At 61.8% G+C, this 19273-nt stretch carries 16 protein-coding genes; 7 read left to right on the top strand and 9 right to left on the bottom strand.

Features of this window, described 5'->3' with window-relative positions; translation table 11 throughout:
* Window positions 1-79 precede the first annotated feature (79 nt).
* The 4 genes from R1T44_RS09760 to R1T44_RS09745 all read left to right on the top strand — a co-directional run bounded on the left by R1T44_RS09760 (window position 80) and on the right by R1T44_RS09745 (window position 4779).
* Window positions 80-610, top strand: coding sequence for a TRAP transporter small permease subunit (locus R1T44_RS09760; RefSeq protein WP_317291927.1), 531 nt, complete (start codon window positions 80-82; stop codon window positions 608-610).
* Window positions 607-1935, top strand: coding sequence for a TRAP transporter large permease (locus R1T44_RS09755; protein ID WP_317291926.1), 1329 nt, complete (start codon window positions 607-609; stop codon window positions 1933-1935). The genes R1T44_RS09760 and R1T44_RS09755 overlap by 4 nt, the downstream gene beginning before the upstream one ends.
* A 240-nt stretch (window positions 1936-2175) precedes the next feature.
* On the top strand, window positions 2176-3015 hold the full coding sequence (locus tag R1T44_RS09750) for a sulfite exporter TauE/SafE family protein (RefSeq protein ID WP_054556070.1): 840 nt from the start codon (window positions 2176-2178) through the stop codon (window positions 3013-3015).
* A 51-nt stretch (window positions 3016-3066) separates the two neighbouring features.
* A complete protein-coding gene (locus tag R1T44_RS09745) occupies window positions 3067-4779 on the top strand; it encodes a gamma-glutamyltransferase family protein (protein WP_317291925.1) in 1713 nt (570 codons plus the stop codon).
* Between the two features lie 119 nt (window positions 4780-4898).
* Here the strand turns inward: R1T44_RS09745 and R1T44_RS09740 are convergent, their stop codons facing one another.
* Window positions 4899-5558, bottom strand: a complete 660-nt coding sequence (locus tag R1T44_RS09740; protein WP_317291924.1) for an NADPH-dependent FMN reductase — start codon at window positions 5556-5558, stop codon at window positions 4899-4901.
* 595 nt (window positions 5559-6153) lie between these two features.
* Here R1T44_RS09740 and R1T44_RS09735 point away from each other — a divergent pair.
* Window positions 6154-6456, top strand: coding sequence for a S26 family signal peptidase (locus tag R1T44_RS09735; RefSeq protein ID WP_215824360.1), 303 nt, complete (start codon window positions 6154-6156; stop codon window positions 6454-6456).
* Between the two features lie 3 nt (window positions 6457-6459).
* On the opposite strand, the gene R1T44_RS09730 is transcribed toward R1T44_RS09735, so the two are convergent.
* The 3 genes from R1T44_RS09730 to R1T44_RS09720 all read right to left on the bottom strand — a co-directional run bounded on the left by R1T44_RS09730 (window position 6460) and on the right by R1T44_RS09720 (window position 10364).
* The gene (locus R1T44_RS09730) at window positions 6460-7083 is read right to left on the bottom strand and encodes a hypothetical protein (RefSeq protein WP_215824359.1); all 624 of its coding nucleotides are present in this window, start codon (window positions 7081-7083) and stop codon (window positions 6460-6462) included.
* 252 nt (window positions 7084-7335) lie between these two features.
* On the bottom strand, window positions 7336-9432 hold the full coding sequence (locus tag R1T44_RS09725) for an NADH:flavin oxidoreductase (protein WP_215824358.1): 2097 nt from the start codon (window positions 9430-9432) through the stop codon (window positions 7336-7338).
* Between the two features lie 78 nt (window positions 9433-9510).
* Window positions 9511-10364, bottom strand: a protein-coding gene (locus R1T44_RS09720) for an IS5 family transposase (protein ID WP_317291923.1) whose coding sequence is annotated in 2 segments (ribosomal slippage) — window positions 9511-10022 and window positions 10022-10364 — 855 coding nt in all. Because the reading frame shifts where the segments join, the coding sequence is not laid out codon by codon here.
* A gap of 211 nt (window positions 10365-10575) precedes the next feature.
* Between R1T44_RS09720 and R1T44_RS09715 the strand changes: the two genes are divergently transcribed.
* Window positions 10576-11220 (top strand): TetR/AcrR family transcriptional regulator, encoded by a 645-nt coding sequence (locus R1T44_RS09715; protein ID WP_215824357.1) that lies wholly within the window; start codon window positions 10576-10578, stop codon window positions 11218-11220.
* A 136-nt stretch (window positions 11221-11356) separates the two neighbouring features.
* Here the strand turns inward: R1T44_RS09715 and R1T44_RS09710 are convergent, their stop codons facing one another.
* From R1T44_RS09710 to uraH, 3 genes are all read right to left on the bottom strand, one after another.
* Window positions 11357-13498 (bottom strand): methyl-accepting chemotaxis protein, encoded by a 2142-nt coding sequence (locus R1T44_RS09710; RefSeq protein WP_317291922.1) that lies wholly within the window; start codon window positions 13496-13498, stop codon window positions 11357-11359.
* A gap of 145 nt (window positions 13499-13643) precedes the next feature.
* Window positions 13644-14912 carry a urate hydroxylase PuuD gene (locus R1T44_RS09705; protein WP_153635691.1) on the bottom strand — a complete coding sequence of 423 codons (1269 nt, stop codon included), beginning with the start codon at window positions 14910-14912 and terminating at the stop codon, window positions 13644-13646.
* A gap of 9 nt (window positions 14913-14921) precedes the next feature.
* Window positions 14922-15275 (bottom strand): hydroxyisourate hydrolase, encoded by a 354-nt coding sequence (gene uraH / locus R1T44_RS09700; protein ID WP_153635690.1) that lies wholly within the window; start codon window positions 15273-15275, stop codon window positions 14922-14924.
* A 381-nt stretch (window positions 15276-15656) separates the two neighbouring features.
* On the opposite strand from uraH, the gene uraD reads away from it, so the two are divergent.
* Window positions 15657-16190, top strand: a complete 534-nt coding sequence (uraD, locus tag R1T44_RS09695; protein ID WP_153635689.1) for a 2-oxo-4-hydroxy-4-carboxy-5-ureidoimidazoline decarboxylase — start codon at window positions 15657-15659, stop codon at window positions 16188-16190.
* Between the two features lie 64 nt (window positions 16191-16254).
* On the opposite strand, the gene R1T44_RS09690 is transcribed toward uraD, so the two are convergent.
* Both R1T44_RS09690 and R1T44_RS09685 read right to left on the bottom strand, forming a co-directional pair.
* The gene (locus tag R1T44_RS09690; protein ID WP_153635688.1) at window positions 16255-17592 is read right to left on the bottom strand and encodes an allantoate amidohydrolase; all 1338 of its coding nucleotides are present in this window, start codon (window positions 17590-17592) and stop codon (window positions 16255-16257) included.
* Window positions 17589-18872, bottom strand: coding sequence for a pyridoxal-phosphate-dependent aminotransferase family protein (locus R1T44_RS09685; protein WP_277876254.1), 1284 nt, complete (start codon window positions 18870-18872; stop codon window positions 17589-17591). The genes R1T44_RS09690 and R1T44_RS09685 overlap by 4 nt, the downstream gene beginning before the upstream one ends.
* Window positions 18873-19273: the final 401 nt, after the last annotated feature.

Genomic DNA, 19273 nt, shown 5'->3' with positions numbered 1-19273 from the left:
CGCAAACGCCTTTTCCGTCTTCCTGCTTCCCTGTCCAACGCCACGACCTGTCCCGTCGTGGCGTTCATGAGGCCATGCCATGCTGTACGTCATCCATTTTCTCGAGGGCATCATCGAGCGACTGGGCGTCATCGCCCGTTACTCGCTGTTGGCGCTCGTGTTGCTGGTCGCCGGTAACGTGCTGCTGCGTTACTTCTTCAGCATCAGCCCCGTGCCACTCCAGGAATTCGAGTGGCACCTGATTTCTCCCATCGCGCTGCTGGGCATCTCCTACGCCCTCAAGCATCGCGCCGACGTTCGCGTCGATGTCTTCTATGACCGTTTCTCTCTCAAGGGCCGCGCGCTGGTGGATCTGATCGGTGCGCTGATGACCATCGCCATCGGCGCCGCCATCGCCTGGCTGGGCCTGAGCTACACCGAGCAGTCCTGGCAGCTGATGGAAGGCTCGCCCGACCCCGGCGGCCTGCCCTATCGCTATCTGCTCAAGGCCTTCATTCCCCTCGGATTCGCCGCGCTTGCGCTGCAGGGCGTGGCAGATTGCCTGCGCGCGCTGCTGGTGCTGTCCGGCAAGCCCATCGACGGTGACCTGGAACGCGAGGTGACGCCATGAGCCCCAACGAGTGGATTGCACTGGCCATGATCGGCGGCTTCCTGGTGCTGATGCTGATCGGCATTCCGGTCGCGATTTCCCTGGCCGTGGCCGGTTTCGTCGCGGGACTGGCAGGCTTTGGCCCGCTGCTGTTCAGCCTGATGCCGGCGCGCCTGTATGGCGTGGTCACCAATTACACCCTGCTGGCGATACCGCTGTTCGTCTTCATGGGGGTCATGCTCGAGAAATCGCGGGTCGCCGAGGACATGCTCGAGACCATCGGGCGCGCCATGGGCGGCGTGAATGGCGGCATGGGCATCGCGATCATCCTGGTCGGCGTGCTGATGGGGGCCTCTACCGGCATCGTCGGCGCGACGGTGGTCACCGTCGGCATGCTGACGCTGCCAACCCTGTTGCGTCGCGGCTATCACCCGGGCGTGGCCTCGGCCACCATCTGCGCCTCCGGCACCCTGGGGCAGATCATTCCGCCGAGCCTGGTGCTGATCCTGCTGTCGGAAATTCTCGGCGAATCCGTCGGCACCCTGTTTGCCGCCGCCTTCGTGCCAGGCCTGGCCATCGCGGTGATCTACATCGTCTACCTGCTGGTGCTGGGCTGGTGGAAGCCGGAACTCGTGCCCGCCATTCCCGCGGAAGAACGCGCCGCCGCCGGCGGCATGAAGGAATTGCTGCGCGATCTGGCACGCAGCGTGATTCCACCGCTGCTGCTGGTGTTCGCGGTACTCGGCTCGATTCTGGGTGGCGTGGCCGCCCCCACCGAGGCGGCCTCCATGGGGGCGCTGGGCAGCATGCTGATCGCGCTGCTGGCGCGGCGGCTGGACTTCACCATGCTCAAGGCCTGTCTGCACTCGACCCTGACCATCACCGCCATGGTCTATTTCATTCTGCTGTGCGCGCAGCCCTTCTCGCTGGCCTTCCGCGGCCTGGGCGGCGAGAACATGGTGCACGACCTGTTCAGCCTGCTGCCGGGCGGCGAACTGGGCGCGCTGATATTCCTGATGGTGATACTCTTCGTGCTCGGCTTTTTCCTGGAGTGGATCGAGATCAGCTACATCGCGCTGCCGATGTTCCTGCCGGTCTTCATCGGCTATGGCACCGACATGGTATGGCTGGGCGTGCTGGTGGCAATGAATCTGCAGATGTCCTTCCTGACGCCACCCTTCGGCTGGGCGTTGTTCTTCCTCAAGGGCGTCGCACCACCGGAAGTCACCACCCGCCATCTGTATCTCGGTGTTCTGCCCTTCGTCGGCTTGCAGGCTGCGGCAGTCGTGCTGCTGTTCTGCTTCCCGGGACTCGCCACCTGGCTGCCGGAAGCAATCGGCTGGTAAGCCGGCAATCCATGTACCGGCGCATTTCGGGACACTTGACGAGGGATTCAGCGCAAAGGCCATTGGAAAGGTAATTCAGCAACGCGTAATGTCTTGTGGCCTGCCCACCGGCTCGCCTCCCCTGGAGACAGCACACCCGCCAGCGCTCCAGGGACATGCATCGACTGCCGATGGCGTTCATCGGCAACCTTCATCAGCAATGAACCACCCCGCGCCATACGGGGACGACAAGGAAACATCATGGAACTGTTCTCAGCCTATCCACTGCACTGGATTCTCGGCCTGATCGCCGCGCTGATCGTTACCGGCATGATCGCCGGCGTGATGGCCGGCCTGCTGGGGGTCGGCGGCGGCATCGTCATCGTGCCCGTGCTCTTTCACCTGTTCAGCCTGCTGGGCGTCGATGAAGCGGTGCGCATGCACCAGGCGGTCGGCACCTCGCTTGCGACCATCATCCCCACCTCGATCATGTCGGCCAGGGCCCACTACGCCAAGGGCAATCTTGACCCGGCGATTCTCAAGCGCCTGCTGCCGGGCGTGATCATCGGCGTCATCATCGGCGGCCTGCTCTCCAACCTGTTCAGCGGTGCGGTACTGATGGGGCTGTTTGCCACCGTGGCCTTCCTGGTCGCGCTCAACATGTTCCGCCGTCAGTCCACCGTGCTGGGCACTGGCCTGCCGGGCCCGCTGGGCAGCGGCGCGCTGGGTACCTTCATCGGTGGCGTCTCGACGCTGATGGGCATCGGCGGCGGTACCCTGAGCGTGCCGACCCTGAGCACCCTGGGCACCCCGATGCACCTGGCCGTCGGCACGGGCGCGGCGCTGGGTCTGGTGATCAGCCTGCCGGGCACCGCAAGCTTCCTGCTCAATGGCATCGGTGAACCGAACCTGCTGCCGGGCTCCATCGGCTACGTCAACCTGCTCGGCTTCGCCGCCATCGTGCCGGCCACCATGCTGTGTGCACCGATCGGTGCCAAGCTGGCCCACGCGATGGACGCCGCCAAGCTCAAGAAGGTCTTCGCCATCTTCCTGATGTTCACGGCACTGCGCATGTTCTACGACCTGTTCACCGGTAGCTGAGACTCACTGGACGCTCAATAACAACAACGGAATCCTCAGGAGCAAGACGCCATGATTCATACCCGACGTGGTTTTGGCGGCGCCTGCGCCGCGCCCCATCATCTGGCGGCGCAAGCGGGCCGCGATATTCTGCGCGATGGTGGCAACGCCATCGAGGCGATGGTCGCGATGGCCGCGACCATCGCGGTGGTCTACCCCCACATGAACGGCATCGGCGGTGACGGCTTCTGGCTGATCAAGCGTCCCGGTCTCGCTCCCATCGCCATCGATGCCTGTGGCCCGGCTGCCGCACTCGCCAGCCGCGAGTTCTATGCCGCCCAAGGCTACGGTGTCGCCGATGACACGACGGGCGCCCCTCTGATGAATGGCGCCAGTATTCCGAGCCGGGGTCCGCTCTCGGCTCTGACGGTCGCCGGCACCATCGGCGGCTGGCAGGAAGCGCTGGCCTTCTCGAACGAGACCTCGGCGGCTGAGCGCTCGTCCCTTGCGCTCTCGACATTGTTGAGTCATGCCATCCGGCATGCCAATGATGGCGTGGCCGTCAGCGCCAGCCAGAAGGCACTCAGCGAAAAACACCTGGCCGTGCTCTCGCAGCAGCCCGGCTTCGCTGAGCGCTATCTGGGTCAGAGTGAGTCAGGTGAGCCGATCGCGCTGGAAGAAGGCGCGCGGCTGCGTCAGCCGGCGCTGGCCGCAACGCTCTCGCGTCTGGCAGATGCCGGTCTTGAGGACTTCTATCGTGGTGAGCTTGCCACGCGCATGGCACAGGAGCTGGAAGCCGCCGGCAGCCCGCTGCGCCTGGCAGACCTCAACGGCTATCGCGCCCAGCGCGTCACGCCGCTCAAGGTCCGCCTGCGTGACAGTGAGGTATACAACCTGCCCGCCCCGACCCAGGGCCTCGCGACACTGATGATTCTGGGGCTCTACGATGCATTGAGCGCGACGCACGGCATCAGCGAGGCGGACGGCAACACGCCACGTCACCTGCATGCGCTGATCGAAGCCACCAAGCGTGCCTTCCTGGTACGCGACAGCCTGATCACCTCGCCGGAATGCATCGAGGGGGCGCTCGAGGGCAGCCTCGAAGGCAGCATCGCCACGCAACAGGCACAGCTTTCTCCGGAAGCCCTCGCCCGCCAGGCCGAGATGATCGACATGCAGTCCGCGCTTGGCTGGCCGCACGAGCCCGCCGAAGGCGACACCATCTGGATGGGCGCGACGGACAGTGACGGCACCACCGTCAGCTTCATCCAGAGCGTCTATTGGGAGTTCGGCAGTGGCATGGTGCTGCCGAGCAGCGGCGTGATGTGGCAGAACCGTGGGCTGGCGTTCGATCTGGCACCGGACAGACTGCGCAGCCTGGCACCGGGCCGCAAGCCCTTCCATACCCTCAATCCATCACTGGCCTGCTTCGATGATGGCCGTGTGATGGCCTTCGGCACCATGGGCGGTGAAGGCCAACCGCAGACTCAGGCGGCTGTCTTCACGCGCATCGCCCGTCACGGCATGTCATTGCAGGCCGCGATCAGCGCGCCGCGCTGGCTGCTCGGCCGCACCTGGGGCGATGTCAGCACCAGCCTCAAGCTCGAATCGCGCCTCGCGGGCGAAATAGCTCAGACACTCGCAGCCATGGGCCATGAAGTGGAAGTCCTCGATGAGGCCTTCAGCGACACCCTGGGGCACGCCGGTGCCGTGATGCGCCACCCGGACGGTCAGGTCGAGGCGGCCCACGACCTACGCAGTGATGGTGGCGCGGCACTGACGTGAAAGCACTGACGGATTGAATTTGCGAGAACCTTGAAGGAATACAGCAAAAAGGGACTGCCTAGGCAGTCCCTTTTTGCTGTATTACCCATTTTTTCGAGACAAGGGACGCTATCACTCCTTCAAGGCGCGTTGCGCTGCGAGGGATTACGCGTGAAGGCGCCGGGGCGCTTCTCACCGTCTTCGCTCTCGTGATAACGCCTGGCGGCATTCGCCCACCAGGCAAGTTGTTCGAAGGCGCGCCCGAGATAGCCGCCCCATTCCCGGGCATCCTGATTCTCGGCGTAGCCGCCATCTTCATTGAGCACTTCCTGCGCCCGAGGCACGTGAATCATCGCCGAGACCGGCAAGCAGCCCAGCTCCGAGAGGAAGGTGCGCATGTTGACCGCTGCTCGCACTCCACCCCACTGCCCTGCGGAATAGGTCGCGATCACCGAGGGCTTGTAGGAGTAAAGCGAGCTGCCGAAGTGATTCAGGAGATTGGCCAGCGCCGGACTCATGGAGTGGTTGTACTCGGGGCTGACCATCACGTACCCATCCGCCGCTTCGATCTGCTGGGCGAGGTTGAGCAAGTCCTGGGGGGCATTGCGCTGCGCATAGGAGAACAGCGGCTTGAAGGGGTCTGCCAGATCGTAATCGAGTGGATCGATCAATACCGCCTCATGGCCACTTTCCTCGAGCTGTGCGACGCAGCACCTGGCGACCCTTTCCCCAAGACGTGCAGGTGCGGGGGGTGTGCTGGTCCGCACCGACCCCAGAAAGACCAGAATCTTCAGTGCCATTGCTCTCTCCTTGTTGCGAGCCACATGAAGTGGATTCCTGTGCTCGATATTCGCTCTAGCATTGCATCATATCCCGAACTCTGAACACCGATGCACTATGTCGCAAGACACTGCATCAATCTTCATGCTGCGCCTGACACAGATCATGAATGTGCATTCCCAGCCATGCATGCCCCCCATGAATTTCCTGCCATTAATTTCTTGCCTGGCGGCTTTACCGCGTTCCCCATTCTTTCCTTGATTGCTGCGCCTGCACCCTTCCAATCCCCGCAGGGGCATGACCTGCTGGCATGAACCATATCACCCTCAGTATCTGCAATTGGCGACTGATACCCCTCTGCGAAGGTAGCGTGGCGGAGTCCTTGGTGTTGCGTCAGCAGCCCCTCCATTTCTCATGACAATACCGCTCTCGTATCTTGAGGGGGCCAAGGCCTCAAGGCCATCTACAAGTCAGCCCCAGGCAATGCGGTAAAGCGCAGTTTCATTTCTTTTGGCGTCATGTTAGCCGCCCATGTCGAGTTTATCGTAATGGATAGAGGCAACGACATGACGCGCCTAACAACTGATGAAGAGTGAATTGATCAAGAGTGAACGGATGCCCATCGGATTCTATCGCGTCAATGGACTCAGCATGTCTCCCGGCCTTGCGCCGGGAGATTATGTCGTGACGCTGAAACGCTGGAAATCTCGCTATCGCATCGGCGATATCGTGGTGGCACAGCACCCCCACTTCGGCCGCATCATCAAGCGCATCCGCGCGATACAGCCAGACGGCATGCTCTGGCTGGAAGGCACCCATCCTGACAGTACCTCTACTGAAAAGATGGGGGCAATATTTATTATATCTGTGGCAGGCCGAGTCATATTTACGACAACATTAAAAAACCAACACAAATAACCATTATGCCTCACAATAATCTCTTAGTTTAATCAAGTGTACTTCAGCCCTACCTAGTTCATTCTTGGCGTACTCAACAAAACCGCTTCGAGCAATGTTGTGAGGGAAGGGCTCATTGTTTTGTTCAGCTTGCAGACATTTAATCAACCCCGAGTGTATATGCTTGAGTTTAGATAATCCTTCATACCCATTTTGGACAGAAAAGAAGAATGACTTGTTCAATTCAGCCACATCAAGCAACACTTTGTGATATACGTTATCAAAACTCTGAGGTATAGGACGGCTGATTTTCAACACATCGTCCAACTCTCCGATTAAATACTCATTACCCATTTCTCTAATCGAGAGTGTGAATTTTGATTCGCCTCCTTCTCTCTCAAGAGCTTCAATTTCATTTAATATTGAAAGCATGCAGGTCAATGAGTCTAAATTCAACTTTGTTTCTTGAAGTATCAATAACTTGCATGCGCTAATTTTTCTTGTCCTTACAGAAACTTCGTTTCTATAATCACAAAACTGCTTTAACAAAAACAGAAAAATACCCGAAACTAGTGTCCAAAACAAGTCCATCTTTATATTTGAAGAAAAATCTGTCAACCATTTACTTATTTCTTGAAAATCAATCACAATAGCAGCCTCTTAGCACTATTCTAAAGTTACAGCATGAACTTTCAACAACATTATCCATGTAAACCAAAAGCTTATAGCGTACGACAATAGCCGAAAAATATAACCGTACTTACTCGGAAACCAATTCATATATCACCAAGTATATCACTAGCTTCACAAACCTCATAGCTTATGCTGCTATAATAAACTCCAAAATCAACAATAGACAATCATCTTCTTGCCCATAGAATTAAATCTTTAGATATAACCTCACACCACCTTCATCAGCCTCAACGCGTCATGGATCGCCGCATGGGTATTGCGGGTCGCGACGGCGTCGCCGATGCGATAGAGCTGGAAGCTGCTCTCTGCTGCGCGCTCGGTGTGTTCCGGGCTCGGGCCGTCCACCGGTTGGGCGAGGCCTGCGATCAGAGCGTCGTAGTCCACTGCCCCGCCATTGCGTGAGTGAGGCTTGAGTTCGAAGTAGAGATCTTCCATCGGGCGGGCACCGTAGTTGACCACTACCTGATCAACGAGGCGCTGATCTGTGTAGGCTCCGGTGCCCATGCCCTGCGCCACGGCGTCATCCAGATAATCACTGCCGATATGAGCGATCAGCTGGCCATCCTCACTGCGCGTGACACTGCCGAGGCGATAGGTCGGCGTGAAGGTGACGGCGAGACGTTGCAGGCTGCGCATGTAGGGGACCAGGTTCATGGCCATGATTTCCGGCGCGAAGGTGCGATCTGGCGTCATCATCTCGAGCCTGGCACCGGAGTTGGCGATCATCTCGGCGGCCTGTAGCGCAGCGTGGTCACCCGCGTCATCAAACAGCAGCACGTTGCGGCCAGGCGTGACATGGCCCGAGAGAATGTCCCAGCTGGAGACGACCAGCTCACTGCCGACCTGCGGCATGTCTTCCTCGGGGTAGCCACCGGTGGCCACGATGACGACATCGGGTTGCTCCGCCAGCACATCCTCGGCCTCGGCGAAGACGTTGTAGCGCATCTCGACGCCGAGCGCCTCACAGCGACTGATGCGCCAATCGATGATGCCGATCATCTCGCGTCGCCGCTCGCTCTGGGCGGTGAGGCGAATCTGGCCACCCGGCTGGTCCGCCGCTTCCAGCACCACCACCTGATGGCCGCGCTCACCGGCGACGCGTGCGGCCTCGAGCCCTGCCGGGCCCGCGCCGATGATCACGACCTTCCGGGTGACCTCGGCAGGCGTGATGTCATGCGGTTGCTCCAGCTCCCGCCCGGTCGCAGCGTTATGGATGCAGTAAGCGGAGCCGCCCTGATAGATGCGATCCAGACAATAGTTGGCCCCGACACAGGGGCGGATGGTCTCCTCCTGCCCTGCCATCAGCTTGCGCACGATGTGCGGGTCCGCCATGTGGGCGCGCGTCATGCCGACCATGTCGACCTTGCCAGTGGCGATGGCGTGACGCGCGGTGGCGATGTCCTGAATCTTGGCGCCGTGGAAGGTCGGGAAATCCATCGCTTCGCGAATCTGTCCGGCAAAGTCGAGATGCGGCGCACTGGCCATGCCCTGGATCGGGATGACATCGGTGAGGCCCGCATCGGTATCGATATGGCCGCGCACCACATTGAGAAAATCGACCTGACCGCTATCGCGCAGCAGTCGCGAGACTTCCAGGCCATCGCTGGCATCAAGCCCCCCACTCAGACACTCATCTCCGGTGTAGCGAACGCCGACGATGAACTCGCTGCCCACCCGTGCGCGAATGGCGCTCAACACTTCCATGGTGAAGCGCAGTCGATTCTCGAGACTGCCGCCGTAGGGGCCCTCCAGGGTATTGGTGAGCGGCGACCAGAACTGGTCCATCAGATGGCCATAGGCCTGCAGCTCGATACCGTCGAGGCCGGCTGCCTGCATGCGCTCGGCGGCGTCGGCGTAGTCCTGGATCAGCCGTGCGATATCCCAGTCCTCGACCCGCTTGGGAAAGGCGCGGTGCGCCGCCTCACGACGATGGGACGCCGAGACCGCCGGCAGCCAGTCGGCCTTGTCCCAACGCGTACGGCGCCCCAGGTGGGTGAGCTGGATCATCACCGCGGTGCCATGCTCGTGACAGGCATCGGTCAGCTCGCTGAGCCACGGCACCACCTCATCGCGATACGCCAGGATGTTGTTGAACACCGGCGGGCTGTCCTTCGCCACCGAGGCAGAGCCCGCCGTCATGGTCAGCGCGATGCCGGCACGCGCGCGCTCCTCGTGATAGGCGCGGTAACGCGCCTTGGGCATGCCATCTTCCGGATAGGCAGGCTCGTGGGAGGTCATCATCAAGCGATTCTTGAGGGTCAGATGCTTGAGCGTGAACGGCGTGAGCAGCGGGTCCTGAGCCATGTGGCCTCCTGATGAGCAGACAGCGAGAACAGGGGTGTCTTTATTGAGTACACCTGTGTACATACGCTGACTATAGTCCTAGGTTCTGTACGAAAAGTCGGCTCGTAGGCAGCGACGTATGCAAGCTAGGCATACCATCGCATAAAAGCTACGGGCCAACTTCTCGTACCGCGTCGCAATACGACGGAACTCTTTCAGCCAACTGAAAGAGCGCTCCACGATGTTTCGCTGACGGTACATGGGTTTATCGAAACCCCGAGGAAGGCCTGGACGGGGTTTTCGCTTCATCCTTCGTTGGGCGATGATCGGCTTGATACGAACGCGGTCGCAGTAACGACGCAGCTCATCACTGTCATAGCCCTTGTCTGCCACGATGTAGCGGCAACGTTTTCGTGGCCGACCGAGACTCCCCGGTAGATGAACTTTTTCCAGGGTGGGCATGAAGTATCGGGTATCCGACTCTTGACCTCCCGATAGTGTGAAAGCGATGGGCCAGCCAAGACGATCACAGATCATATGGATTTTGGTCGTGATGCCCCCACGACTCCGGCCCAACGCATGGTCTAAGGGTTCTTCAGATCCCCCTTTTTGCCTCCACCAGCGGAGGCACGTGTTGCACGAACGGCGGTTGAGTCGATCATCCAGGACTCGAGATCCATCAGGCCATCTTCGCGAAGCTGGAGTTGAAGACGCGACAAGACTGCCTCAAAGGTGCCGTCATCACGCCATTGTCGAAACCTGGCGTAGACAGTGCTCCAAGGGCCATAACGTTCGGGGAGGTCACGCCACTTGGCACCAGAGCAGAGGGCCCAAAAGATGCCGTTCAGCATCTGTCTGTCGTCTTTCCTGGGTCTGCCCATCGATTGAGCCGGTGAGACAATGTCTTCGATCAACTGCCATTGGCTATCCGAGATTTCGTATCGTCCTGTCATACCGCACCTATGCTGGATGTGCATGGGTCACATTAGCAAAAATGACTTTTCGTACAAAACCTAGGCTTCAGACCATGCGTCGCCGGACACGCCGTTCTCGCCCGCCTGACGCAGCCAGACTCGTCGCTGTCGCAAACAGCATGCTCATGCTGTCATCGCGCGATCGACCTCACATGAGCCCCACCAACCCCCGCCTTTCAGGAGACCGTCCATGCCAGAGTCCCCAAGCGTCCCCCCGGCAAGTGACGGCGCCCAGGCTGCCGGGCGCGGCAAGGCCGAGGACTGGCTGGAAGCCGCCTATCAGCAGCTGTTGCTGGGCGGCGTGGATTCGGTGCGCGTCCTGACACTGGCCAAGACGCTGGGCCTGTCACGCACCAGCTTCTACTGGAGCTTCAGGGACCGCGACGCCCTGCTCACCGCGCTACTCGCGCGCTGGGATGCACACAATACCGCCGGCCTGATCGGTCGCTGCGAGCAATACGCCGCCACGGTGGTGGAAGCCATGCTCAATGTCTTCGACTGCTGGCTGGATGCGTCACTGTTCGATTCACGCTTCGAGCTGGCGATCCGCAACTGGGCCTCTCAGAACGCGGAGGTCGCCGCTGCCGTCGCCCGCGCCGATCAGGCACGCATTCAAGCGCTGACCAGCATGCTGATGCGCTACGGCCAGCCCGAGCAACTCGCCAACGTGCGGGCACGCACCACCTACCTGACCCAGATCGGCTATCTGTCGATGCGCACTCAGGAAAGCGTCAGCGAGCGCATCAGCCGCGTCGCCGAGTATGTCGAGGTCTTCGTCGGCGAGCGCTGCGAGCCTCAGGAGCTGGAACGCTTCGCGGCGCGACACCCGGCCTGAAAGGACAAAGCCCTTACCGACGGCAGTCGGCAAGGGCTTGGCAGAAACATCAACGGCTAGCTGTCACATTCAATGGCGCTCGATCAAGCTCTTGGCGCAGGGGCTAGCTCAGGGTTCAGCTTGGAGCAGAGCGCGCTCAGAAGGCTTCCCACTCCTCCTCTTCACGACGCTGGGAGCCGCGCGAGGCGGTTGCCGGCGGCGTGAAGGCAGACTGCTCGCCATCCCCCATCGGCTGAGTGTTCATGTGCGACATGGACTGATGCGACACGGATTGGCGCGACATTGACGATGTTGCCATGTCTTGAGCGCCTGCCACCTTGAAGCCTGCCATCAGCTGCTCCAGTGCCTGGGCCTGGGCGCTCATGCTGCGCGCCGCGCCACTGACCTGATTGACCAGGGTGGTGTTCTGCTGCGTCATCGCATCCAGCTCGCTCACCGCCGTATTCACCTGGCCGACGCCGGCACTCTGTTCTCTCGCCCCGGCACTGATCTCGGCGATCATGTCGTTGACACGCTCGACACTGGAGAGAATCTCGGCCATCGCCTGACTGGCATCCTTCACCTGCGCCACGCCCTGCTGCGTGTGCGAGATCGATTCGTCGATCAGGCCGCGAATCTCGCGGGATGCATCACTTGAGCGCGTCGCCAGGGTGCGCACTTCCTGCGCGACCACCGCAAAGCCACGCCCGTGCTCACCGGCCCGCGCCGCTTCCACCGAGGCGTTCAGCGCCAGAATATTGGTCTGGAAGGCGATGCCGTCGATCAGACTGATGATCTCGCTGATGCGCTCGGCGGAACGGTTGATGTCTTCCATGCTCGCCTGCGCCTTGCGCATGTCGTCATTGCCGCGGCGCGCCTGCTCGGAGGTCGAATTGACCAGCTGACTGGCCTGCTGGGCGGAATCGGCACTGTGCTGCACGGTAGTGGTGATCTCCTCCATCGAGGCCGAGGTTTCCTGCAGACTGGAAGCGGACTGCTCGGTGCGTGCCGAAAGCTCCTCGTTGCCCTGGGCAATCTCGCCGGCGGCCTGATTGACGGCGCCCGTGGTGCCCCGCACCTGACCGACCACTCGACTCAGGTCCTCGCCGACGCTGTTCATGGCCGCGGTCAGCTTGCCGATCTCATCCTGACGCTGACTGGTGATGCGCTGGGACAGATCGCCCCGCGCCAATGCCTGAGCCAGTGACACCAGCGCATCCAGCGGACGACTGATCAAGCGACGCTCCAACCAGTACAACAGGCCCGCCACCGCCAATGCCAACAGCAACGACAGGCCGAGCACCAGGTTGCGCAGATGGATGATATCGGCGGTGATGGCCTGCTTGTCGACCGTGGTCGCCACCACCCAGTCCCAGGCGGGATAGTGCTGGAAGCTGGTGATGCGATCACTGTCTTCACCCGCCAGGCGGTAATCGATCTGACCGCTGTCGGCGGCGAAGAGCGGCGCGAAGGCCGGCTCGCCCTGCGCATTCTTGAAGTCCATCAGCGAGCGGCCCTGCCACTGACCCGTCGTCAGCACCTTGCCCTGCTGGCCCGGCGCCGTGCTCGCCACCAGACTGAAGTCCTTCTCATGCAACTGGATATTGGTGATGGTGGCATACAGCTCATCGATCTGCTCGCCGACATCCACCCCGATGAACGAGGCCCCGATGAGGTTGTCATTGAAGTCGGTGATCGGACGATAGCGCGTCATGTAGTGACGGCCCGCCAGATAGAGCATGCCGGTATAGGGCTGGCCGGCATTCAGCGCATCCTTGACCCCACCACTCAGCGTCAGCCCGAGCAGGCTTGAGCCATCTTCGGTCTTGAGGGTGGTGGCAATGCGCACGAAATCCTCACCATCGCGCACGAAGAAGCTGACCGGCGCACCGGTTCGATTGGCGAAGTCGGCCAGATAACCGGATTGATTGTTGAGCATGAAGCCGGCATTGAGCAGCGCCGGTGCATCACGCTCGCCGATCGGCAGACGTCGGTCCTCGATCAGCGTGAAGTTGTCAGGAATGGTCGCCAGGAAGGCATTGAGCATGCGCGTCACGCTGGACTGCATGGTGGTGTCGAACAGCTCGATGGTGTTGGTGATCTGTTGCTGCTGCTGAGCGAGAGCGCGTTCGGTGCCCTCTTCTACCTGCATCTTGCTGGCCGTCGAGAACACCAGGCCCAGCGCCGTGAAGGCCGCCATCATCAACATCAATACCAGCAAGGCGAGCTTGCTGCCGACACTGGCGCGGGCCAGACGCTTTTTTATTGTCATCACTACGCGATACCCCGATCGATCCATGAGAGAAGTATCACGTCTATCGGCCACCGGACTCAGAACTGTAGCGTTGCTGCTGACGAGTGGGTGCTGACGAGTACTGACGACTGGGCTCAGACCAGCGGCGACTGGAGCGCCGCTGGTCAGTACGCCCGCATTCATGACTCTCTCAGCCATCGCCCCTCAGCGTGTCGCGTGTCGCCTGCCACCAGTCATCCAGCATCTGGCGTTCGGCATCGGTCATCTGGGTCATGTTGGCCAGCGGCATGCTCTTGTCGACCACCGTGCGCTGGTGGATACGCATGGCCTGACGCTGGATGTCATCCCAGCCATTGAAGGCCACGCCGGCTGCCGGAGCCGTCAAGCCGATCAAGTTCGGCGTGTCACTGTGACAGCCGGCGCAGCGTTGCTCGACGATATGACTGACCTTGTCTCGCAAGGCCTGATTCTCCCCCGGGGCCTCATTGTCAGCGGCGCTGCTGGCCGCCACAGTTACTGAAGGCGCGCTTGTCTCGGCAGTTGCAGGCGCCGTCTGTGAGCGCGGCGCGCAGAGCAGGATCACGCCGATCAGCGCCAACACTGCCCCTACGGGTACCCACAGGCGCTTGACGCCCTTGTGGTGATCCACCGTGGCGATGCGGATCAGACCGCCCGTCACCAGCAACAGCAGAATGACGCCCAGGCGATAGTCATTGGCATACAGCAGCGGGTAGTGGTTGCTGATCATCATCAGCACCGCAGGCAGCGTGATGAAGGTGTTGTGCACCGAGCGCTGCTTTGCGCGCTGGCCGTGGATCGGGTCCGGCGTTTCCCCACGCTGGGCAGCAGCCAGCAGAGCCTTCTGACCCGGGATGATCACATTGAAGACGTTGCCCGCCATGATGCTGCCCATCAGCGCGCCCATCAGCAGGAAGGCGGCACGCCCCGAGAACAGTTCGGTCGCCACCCACGCTGCCAGCGTCAGCCACACACCGACGGCGACGAACAGCGCCCCGGCATGGCGCTTGAAGGGGCTGCGACACAGCGCCTCGTAGCCCAGCCAGCCGCCGACGAGCACGCCCAGAGCGCTGCACACGGCGAGCGTGCCGCTCATCTCGAACACGCGCGGGTCGATCAGGTAGGCGTGCGGCTGAAGCAGGTAGATCAGCGTGAAAAGTCCCATCCCGGAAAGCCAGGTGACATAGGCCTCCCACTTGAACCAGTGGATCTCGCTGGGCAGCGTTTCACTGACCCCATCATGGCGAAACAGATGATAGAGACCGCCACCATGCACCGCCCACAGCTCGCCGCCGGGGCGGCCATCTACCGCATGAGCAGCAGGCTTTCGCCGGTTGTCGAGCCAGATGAAGAAGAACGATGCGCCGATCCAGGCGATCCCCGCCATGACATGCAGCCAGCGGGTCAGCAGCATCGCCCAATCGAGAAGATATGCGCTCATGCCGGCTCCTTAGCTGCCGCGGTAGACACTGTAGGCCCACGGAGTGACCAGCAGCGGAATGTGATAATGGCCACTGGCCTCGAGGGTGAACTCGACCGGCACCCGGCCGAGCATGCCCTTGCCCACCGTGCGGCTGGCAAAGTAATCCCCGACCTGAAACGTCAGACGATAGACGCCGGAGAGATCAGCGGAAGCCTCGGTTTCCTCAAGCAGCGGCGCATCGAGACGCCCATCGGCATTGGTCGTGACCTGCGCGATCTCGTGAAAGTGACCCTGCGCATCCTGGCGCTCCAGGGTGATATGCACACCGCTGGCAGCGATGCCTTCGGCCTGATTGAGCACATGCGTCGTCAGTCTGGGCATGGCGATTTCCTGTTCTTGTGTGGATGTGGCGGGTACGACTCGAATCTGGGCAGATGGAAGCTGTACGAATGAAGACTGTGTTCTGTTTTCTGGCCAGGCCTGCTCTGGCCTGCCGTCAGCGGTTGGTGGTATTGCACCCGATGAGTGCATTGCTGCATTCTGACCGATCGGTCAAGGTGCAGGCCGTATCGCCCCATGACAGACGCCGCTCGGCGCCGTCAGGCAGGTCAGTGGCGATACAGCCTTGTCGTCAACCGCTGGCATGGCGATGCAGCGTGTGACACAGCGTTGGTCAGACGCGTTGCCAGCGACGGCATGCGCCTTGCAAGCTGATGATTCCGTGAGCTTTTCAAACCTATCCCCCTCTCTGGAGCAAGGCGCATGCCAATCGAGACCCCGATGCACTATCTGGTGATGCTGGACACGCTCAACGCCCTGCCACCCGAGGCGCTGGCACGACGCTTGAGTGGTCTCTATGAGCACTCGGACTGGGTGGTGGAACGCGCCGCGGCAGAGCGCCCGTTCGCGAGCATGGAAGTCCTGCTGACGGCGTGTGCCAATGCGGTACGCCAGGCCAGTGATGCCGAGCGCCACCAATTGATTCTGGCCCATCCTGAGCTGGCTGCCGGCAAGCTGGAGACCCTGACGCCCGCCTCGCAGGGCGAGCAGCGTGGCGCAGGGCTCGATCAGCTCGATGACGCCACCCGTGAACGCTTCCTGACGGCCAATGCCGACTACCAGGCGCGCCATGGCATTCCGTTCATCATCTGCGTCAAGGGCCACAGCGCCAGCAGCATTCTCGAGGAACTGGAGCGCCGCCTGCCGCAATCCACCGAGGCGGAATACCAGGAGGCTCTGGCCCAGATAAATGCGATCGCCGCAGTGCGCCTGCCGGGGCTGCTCGAGGCTAGTTAGTGACCAGCGCCCCTGCGGCCGCCAATGGGTGCTGTCTTACGCGTTCTGTCTCATGCGTGCTGTCCTACACGTGCCTGACGGCCACGGCCTCGATACTGGCGATCAGTGCCGCCAGGGCCTTGGCGACATCGTCTTCGGTCACCGCTTCCAGCGGGTGGTGGCTGATACCGCGCTCACAGCGCAGGAACAGCATGCCCACCGGACACAGATGACTGACCGCCATGGCGTCATGCCCGGCACCACTCGGCAGCCGGAATGGCGCCTGACCGGTAGCCGCGATACCGGCATCGACGGCCTGCATCAATCCCTCGTCACAGGCCACGGCATCGGCCGCATGCGTCTGCTCGCAGTGGAAGGTGAGGCCCCGTCGCGCCGCGATTCTATGCGCCTCGTTCAAGAGTTCATCCAGCGCACGATCCCGCTGCGCATCGTCCAGCGCGCGGATATCCAGACTCAGTGCCGCCCCCCCGGGGATGACATTCACCGCCCCGGGACGCAGCTCGCAACATCCCACGGTCGCGACCAACGAGTGGTCCGCCATGTCAGCGCGCTTGCCCGCCTGGACATCACACGCCAGCGATTCCACCGCCAGTGTCCACTCCGCCGCCGCACACAGCGCATCCTGACGCAGCGCCATCGGCGTGGTGCCGGCATGCCCCGCCTGGCCGACGAAGTTGACCGCGAAGCGTCGCGCGCCGGCGATGCCGGTCACGGTGCCCAGCGCCAGATTCTCGGCTTCCAGCACCGGGCCCTGCTCGATGTGTACTTCCAGATAACCCAGCGGCGGATTCGCCTGCAGGCTGGCCCTGGCAGCCGTCTGCCCGGAAAGCCCGAAACGTTCGAGCGCGTCGCCAAGCGGGATGCCGTCCTCATCCTCTACCCGCTCCCAGTCCGACTGCCAGCGTCCGGCGATGGCATGGCTGCCGAGCAGGGTCGCACCGAAGCGGGCGCCCTCTTCATCACCGAAACCGACCACTTCCAGCGCGAAGGGCAAGCTCTGCTCGCCGGCATCGGCGCGCTGCCTGAAATGTGTCAAGGCGGCCACCCCGAGCAGGACACCAAGAATGCCGTCATAACGGCCGGCGTCCGGCACACTGTCCAGATGCGAGCCGATCACCAGTCGCGGCACGCCGGCTTCGCTGTCAGCGGCAGCGATGAGAGCGGGTGGACACCAGCGGCCCCAGAGATTGCCGGCGCCATCCTGCCAGCTGCGCAGACCGGCAGCCTTGAGCCAGCCAGCCGTGGTGGCATTGGCGGCGGCGTGTTCCGGCGTCAGATAGCGGCGGTTGATCCCGCTGTCGCTGCTCGAGATCGCCGCCAGGGTGTCGCAGGCGGTCAGCACATCGGCGGCCGTTTCCAGCGGCGCGGTGACGTCCGGGGGTATGGATCCGGCATCACTCATGACTGGCCTCCCGCGCTGGGATTGGCACGGCCATTGGCCGCCTGTCTCTGATGCTCCTGATAGAAGTCCAGCGCGGCGCCAACGCCACCGCCGGCCACTGTCTTGACGCCACCCCGGCGCAGAGTCTGCTCCAGCGCCGCCAACGTGGTCAGTACGGTATCGCGACGCGCGTTGTAGCCCATCACGCCGAGACGCCAGACCTTGCCGTGCAGCGGGCCGAAGCTGGTGCCGATCTCGATGCCGAAGTCCTCCAGCATGCTGCGGCGCAGACCATCGCCATCCAGGCCGTCGGGAATCATCACCGCGCTGACGTTGTTCATGCGGTGGGCCTGATCGCCGAACAGCGCAAGCCCCAGCCCCTTCAAGCCTTCGACCATCGCCTGACCATGCAGCGCATGGCGCGCGATGGCGTTGTCCATGCCTTCATTGACCAGCAGGCGCGCACACTCACGTGCGCCATACAGCATGCTGGTGGCTTCGGTGTGGTGATTGAGGCGCAGCTCTCCCCAGTAGTCGAGCACCATGGAGAGATCGAAATAGTTGGAGCGGATTCGCGCGCCCGGCTCCGCCAGACGATCACTGCCGCTGCTGATGCCCGCCTCGACATGCCGCCGGGCATGCACCACCTCCACCGCACGCGGCGACAGCGTCAACGGCGAGCTGCCTGACGGCCCCGCCAGACACTTCTGCAAGCCTGCGGTGACGGCGTCCAGCCCCCACTCATCGGTCTTGAGCGGATTGCCCGCCAGCGAGGCCGTGGCATCGCTGTAGAACAGCACGCCTTCGCGGCGACAGATGGCGCCGATGTCTTCCAGCGGCTGGCACATGGTGGTCGAGGTATCGCCCTGCACCAGCGCCAGCACACTGGGCTTGACCTCGCGAATGGCGGCTTCGATCTGCTCCGGGCGGAACACCTGGCCCCACTCGCATTCCAGCGTATGCACCTCGGCACCGCAGCGCTCGGCGATCTCGCGCAGCAGATGACCGAAACGGCCGAAGATCGGCACCAGCACACGCTCCCCCGGCTGGATCAGCGAGACCAGCACCGCCTCGATACCGGCACGCGAGGTGCCATCGATCAACAGGGTGGCATCATTGGTGGTCTCGAAGACGCCGCGATAGAGCTGCATCGTCTCGTTCATGTAATACGTCATCGCCGGGTCGTACTGGCCGATCAAGGGAGCGGAAAGCGCTCGCAATACACGCGGGTCCGCATTGATCGGACCGGGGCCCATCAGCAGGCGCTGGGGAGGATGAATCTGGTCAAAGGTCGGGCTCACGGTCGCTCCTCGTGCAGCAGGGCATGGAATGCAGGAAGACTCGCCAACTCGCCGAGCCTCATGCTCAGACTACTGCAACAAGTGCGCCAGAATTTCAGAAATGAAACAAATGTTGAATTTCTGATGTATTCGACGGGCGCCCCCGCCCTGTCATGGCGTGCGCATCGAGGGGCAAAAGGCAACCTGGCAACCGAGTGACAGAAAGCCAGCTCGGCAAAAGACGGCATGCCTGCAAGATAACGCTATAACTCTGGTATCCACACTGACCGGTGTCGCTTTGACAGTGCATCCCTTGCCTGCCAGGCACCATGACGGGGCATGAATGAGCTGAATCGACGCTTTCATTACCTGTTTCATGCGCCGGCGCTCACTGCCCGAGGCTGAACTCGCCACATGAGTCT

The sequence above is a fragment of the Cobetia amphilecti genome (assembly GCF_032923285.1).
Lineage (GTDB): Bacteria > Pseudomonadota > Gammaproteobacteria > Pseudomonadales > Halomonadaceae > Cobetia > Cobetia amphilecti.
Note: the sequence above shows the minus strand (reverse complement) of the source record. Positions and strands in the feature narration are given on the sequence as shown.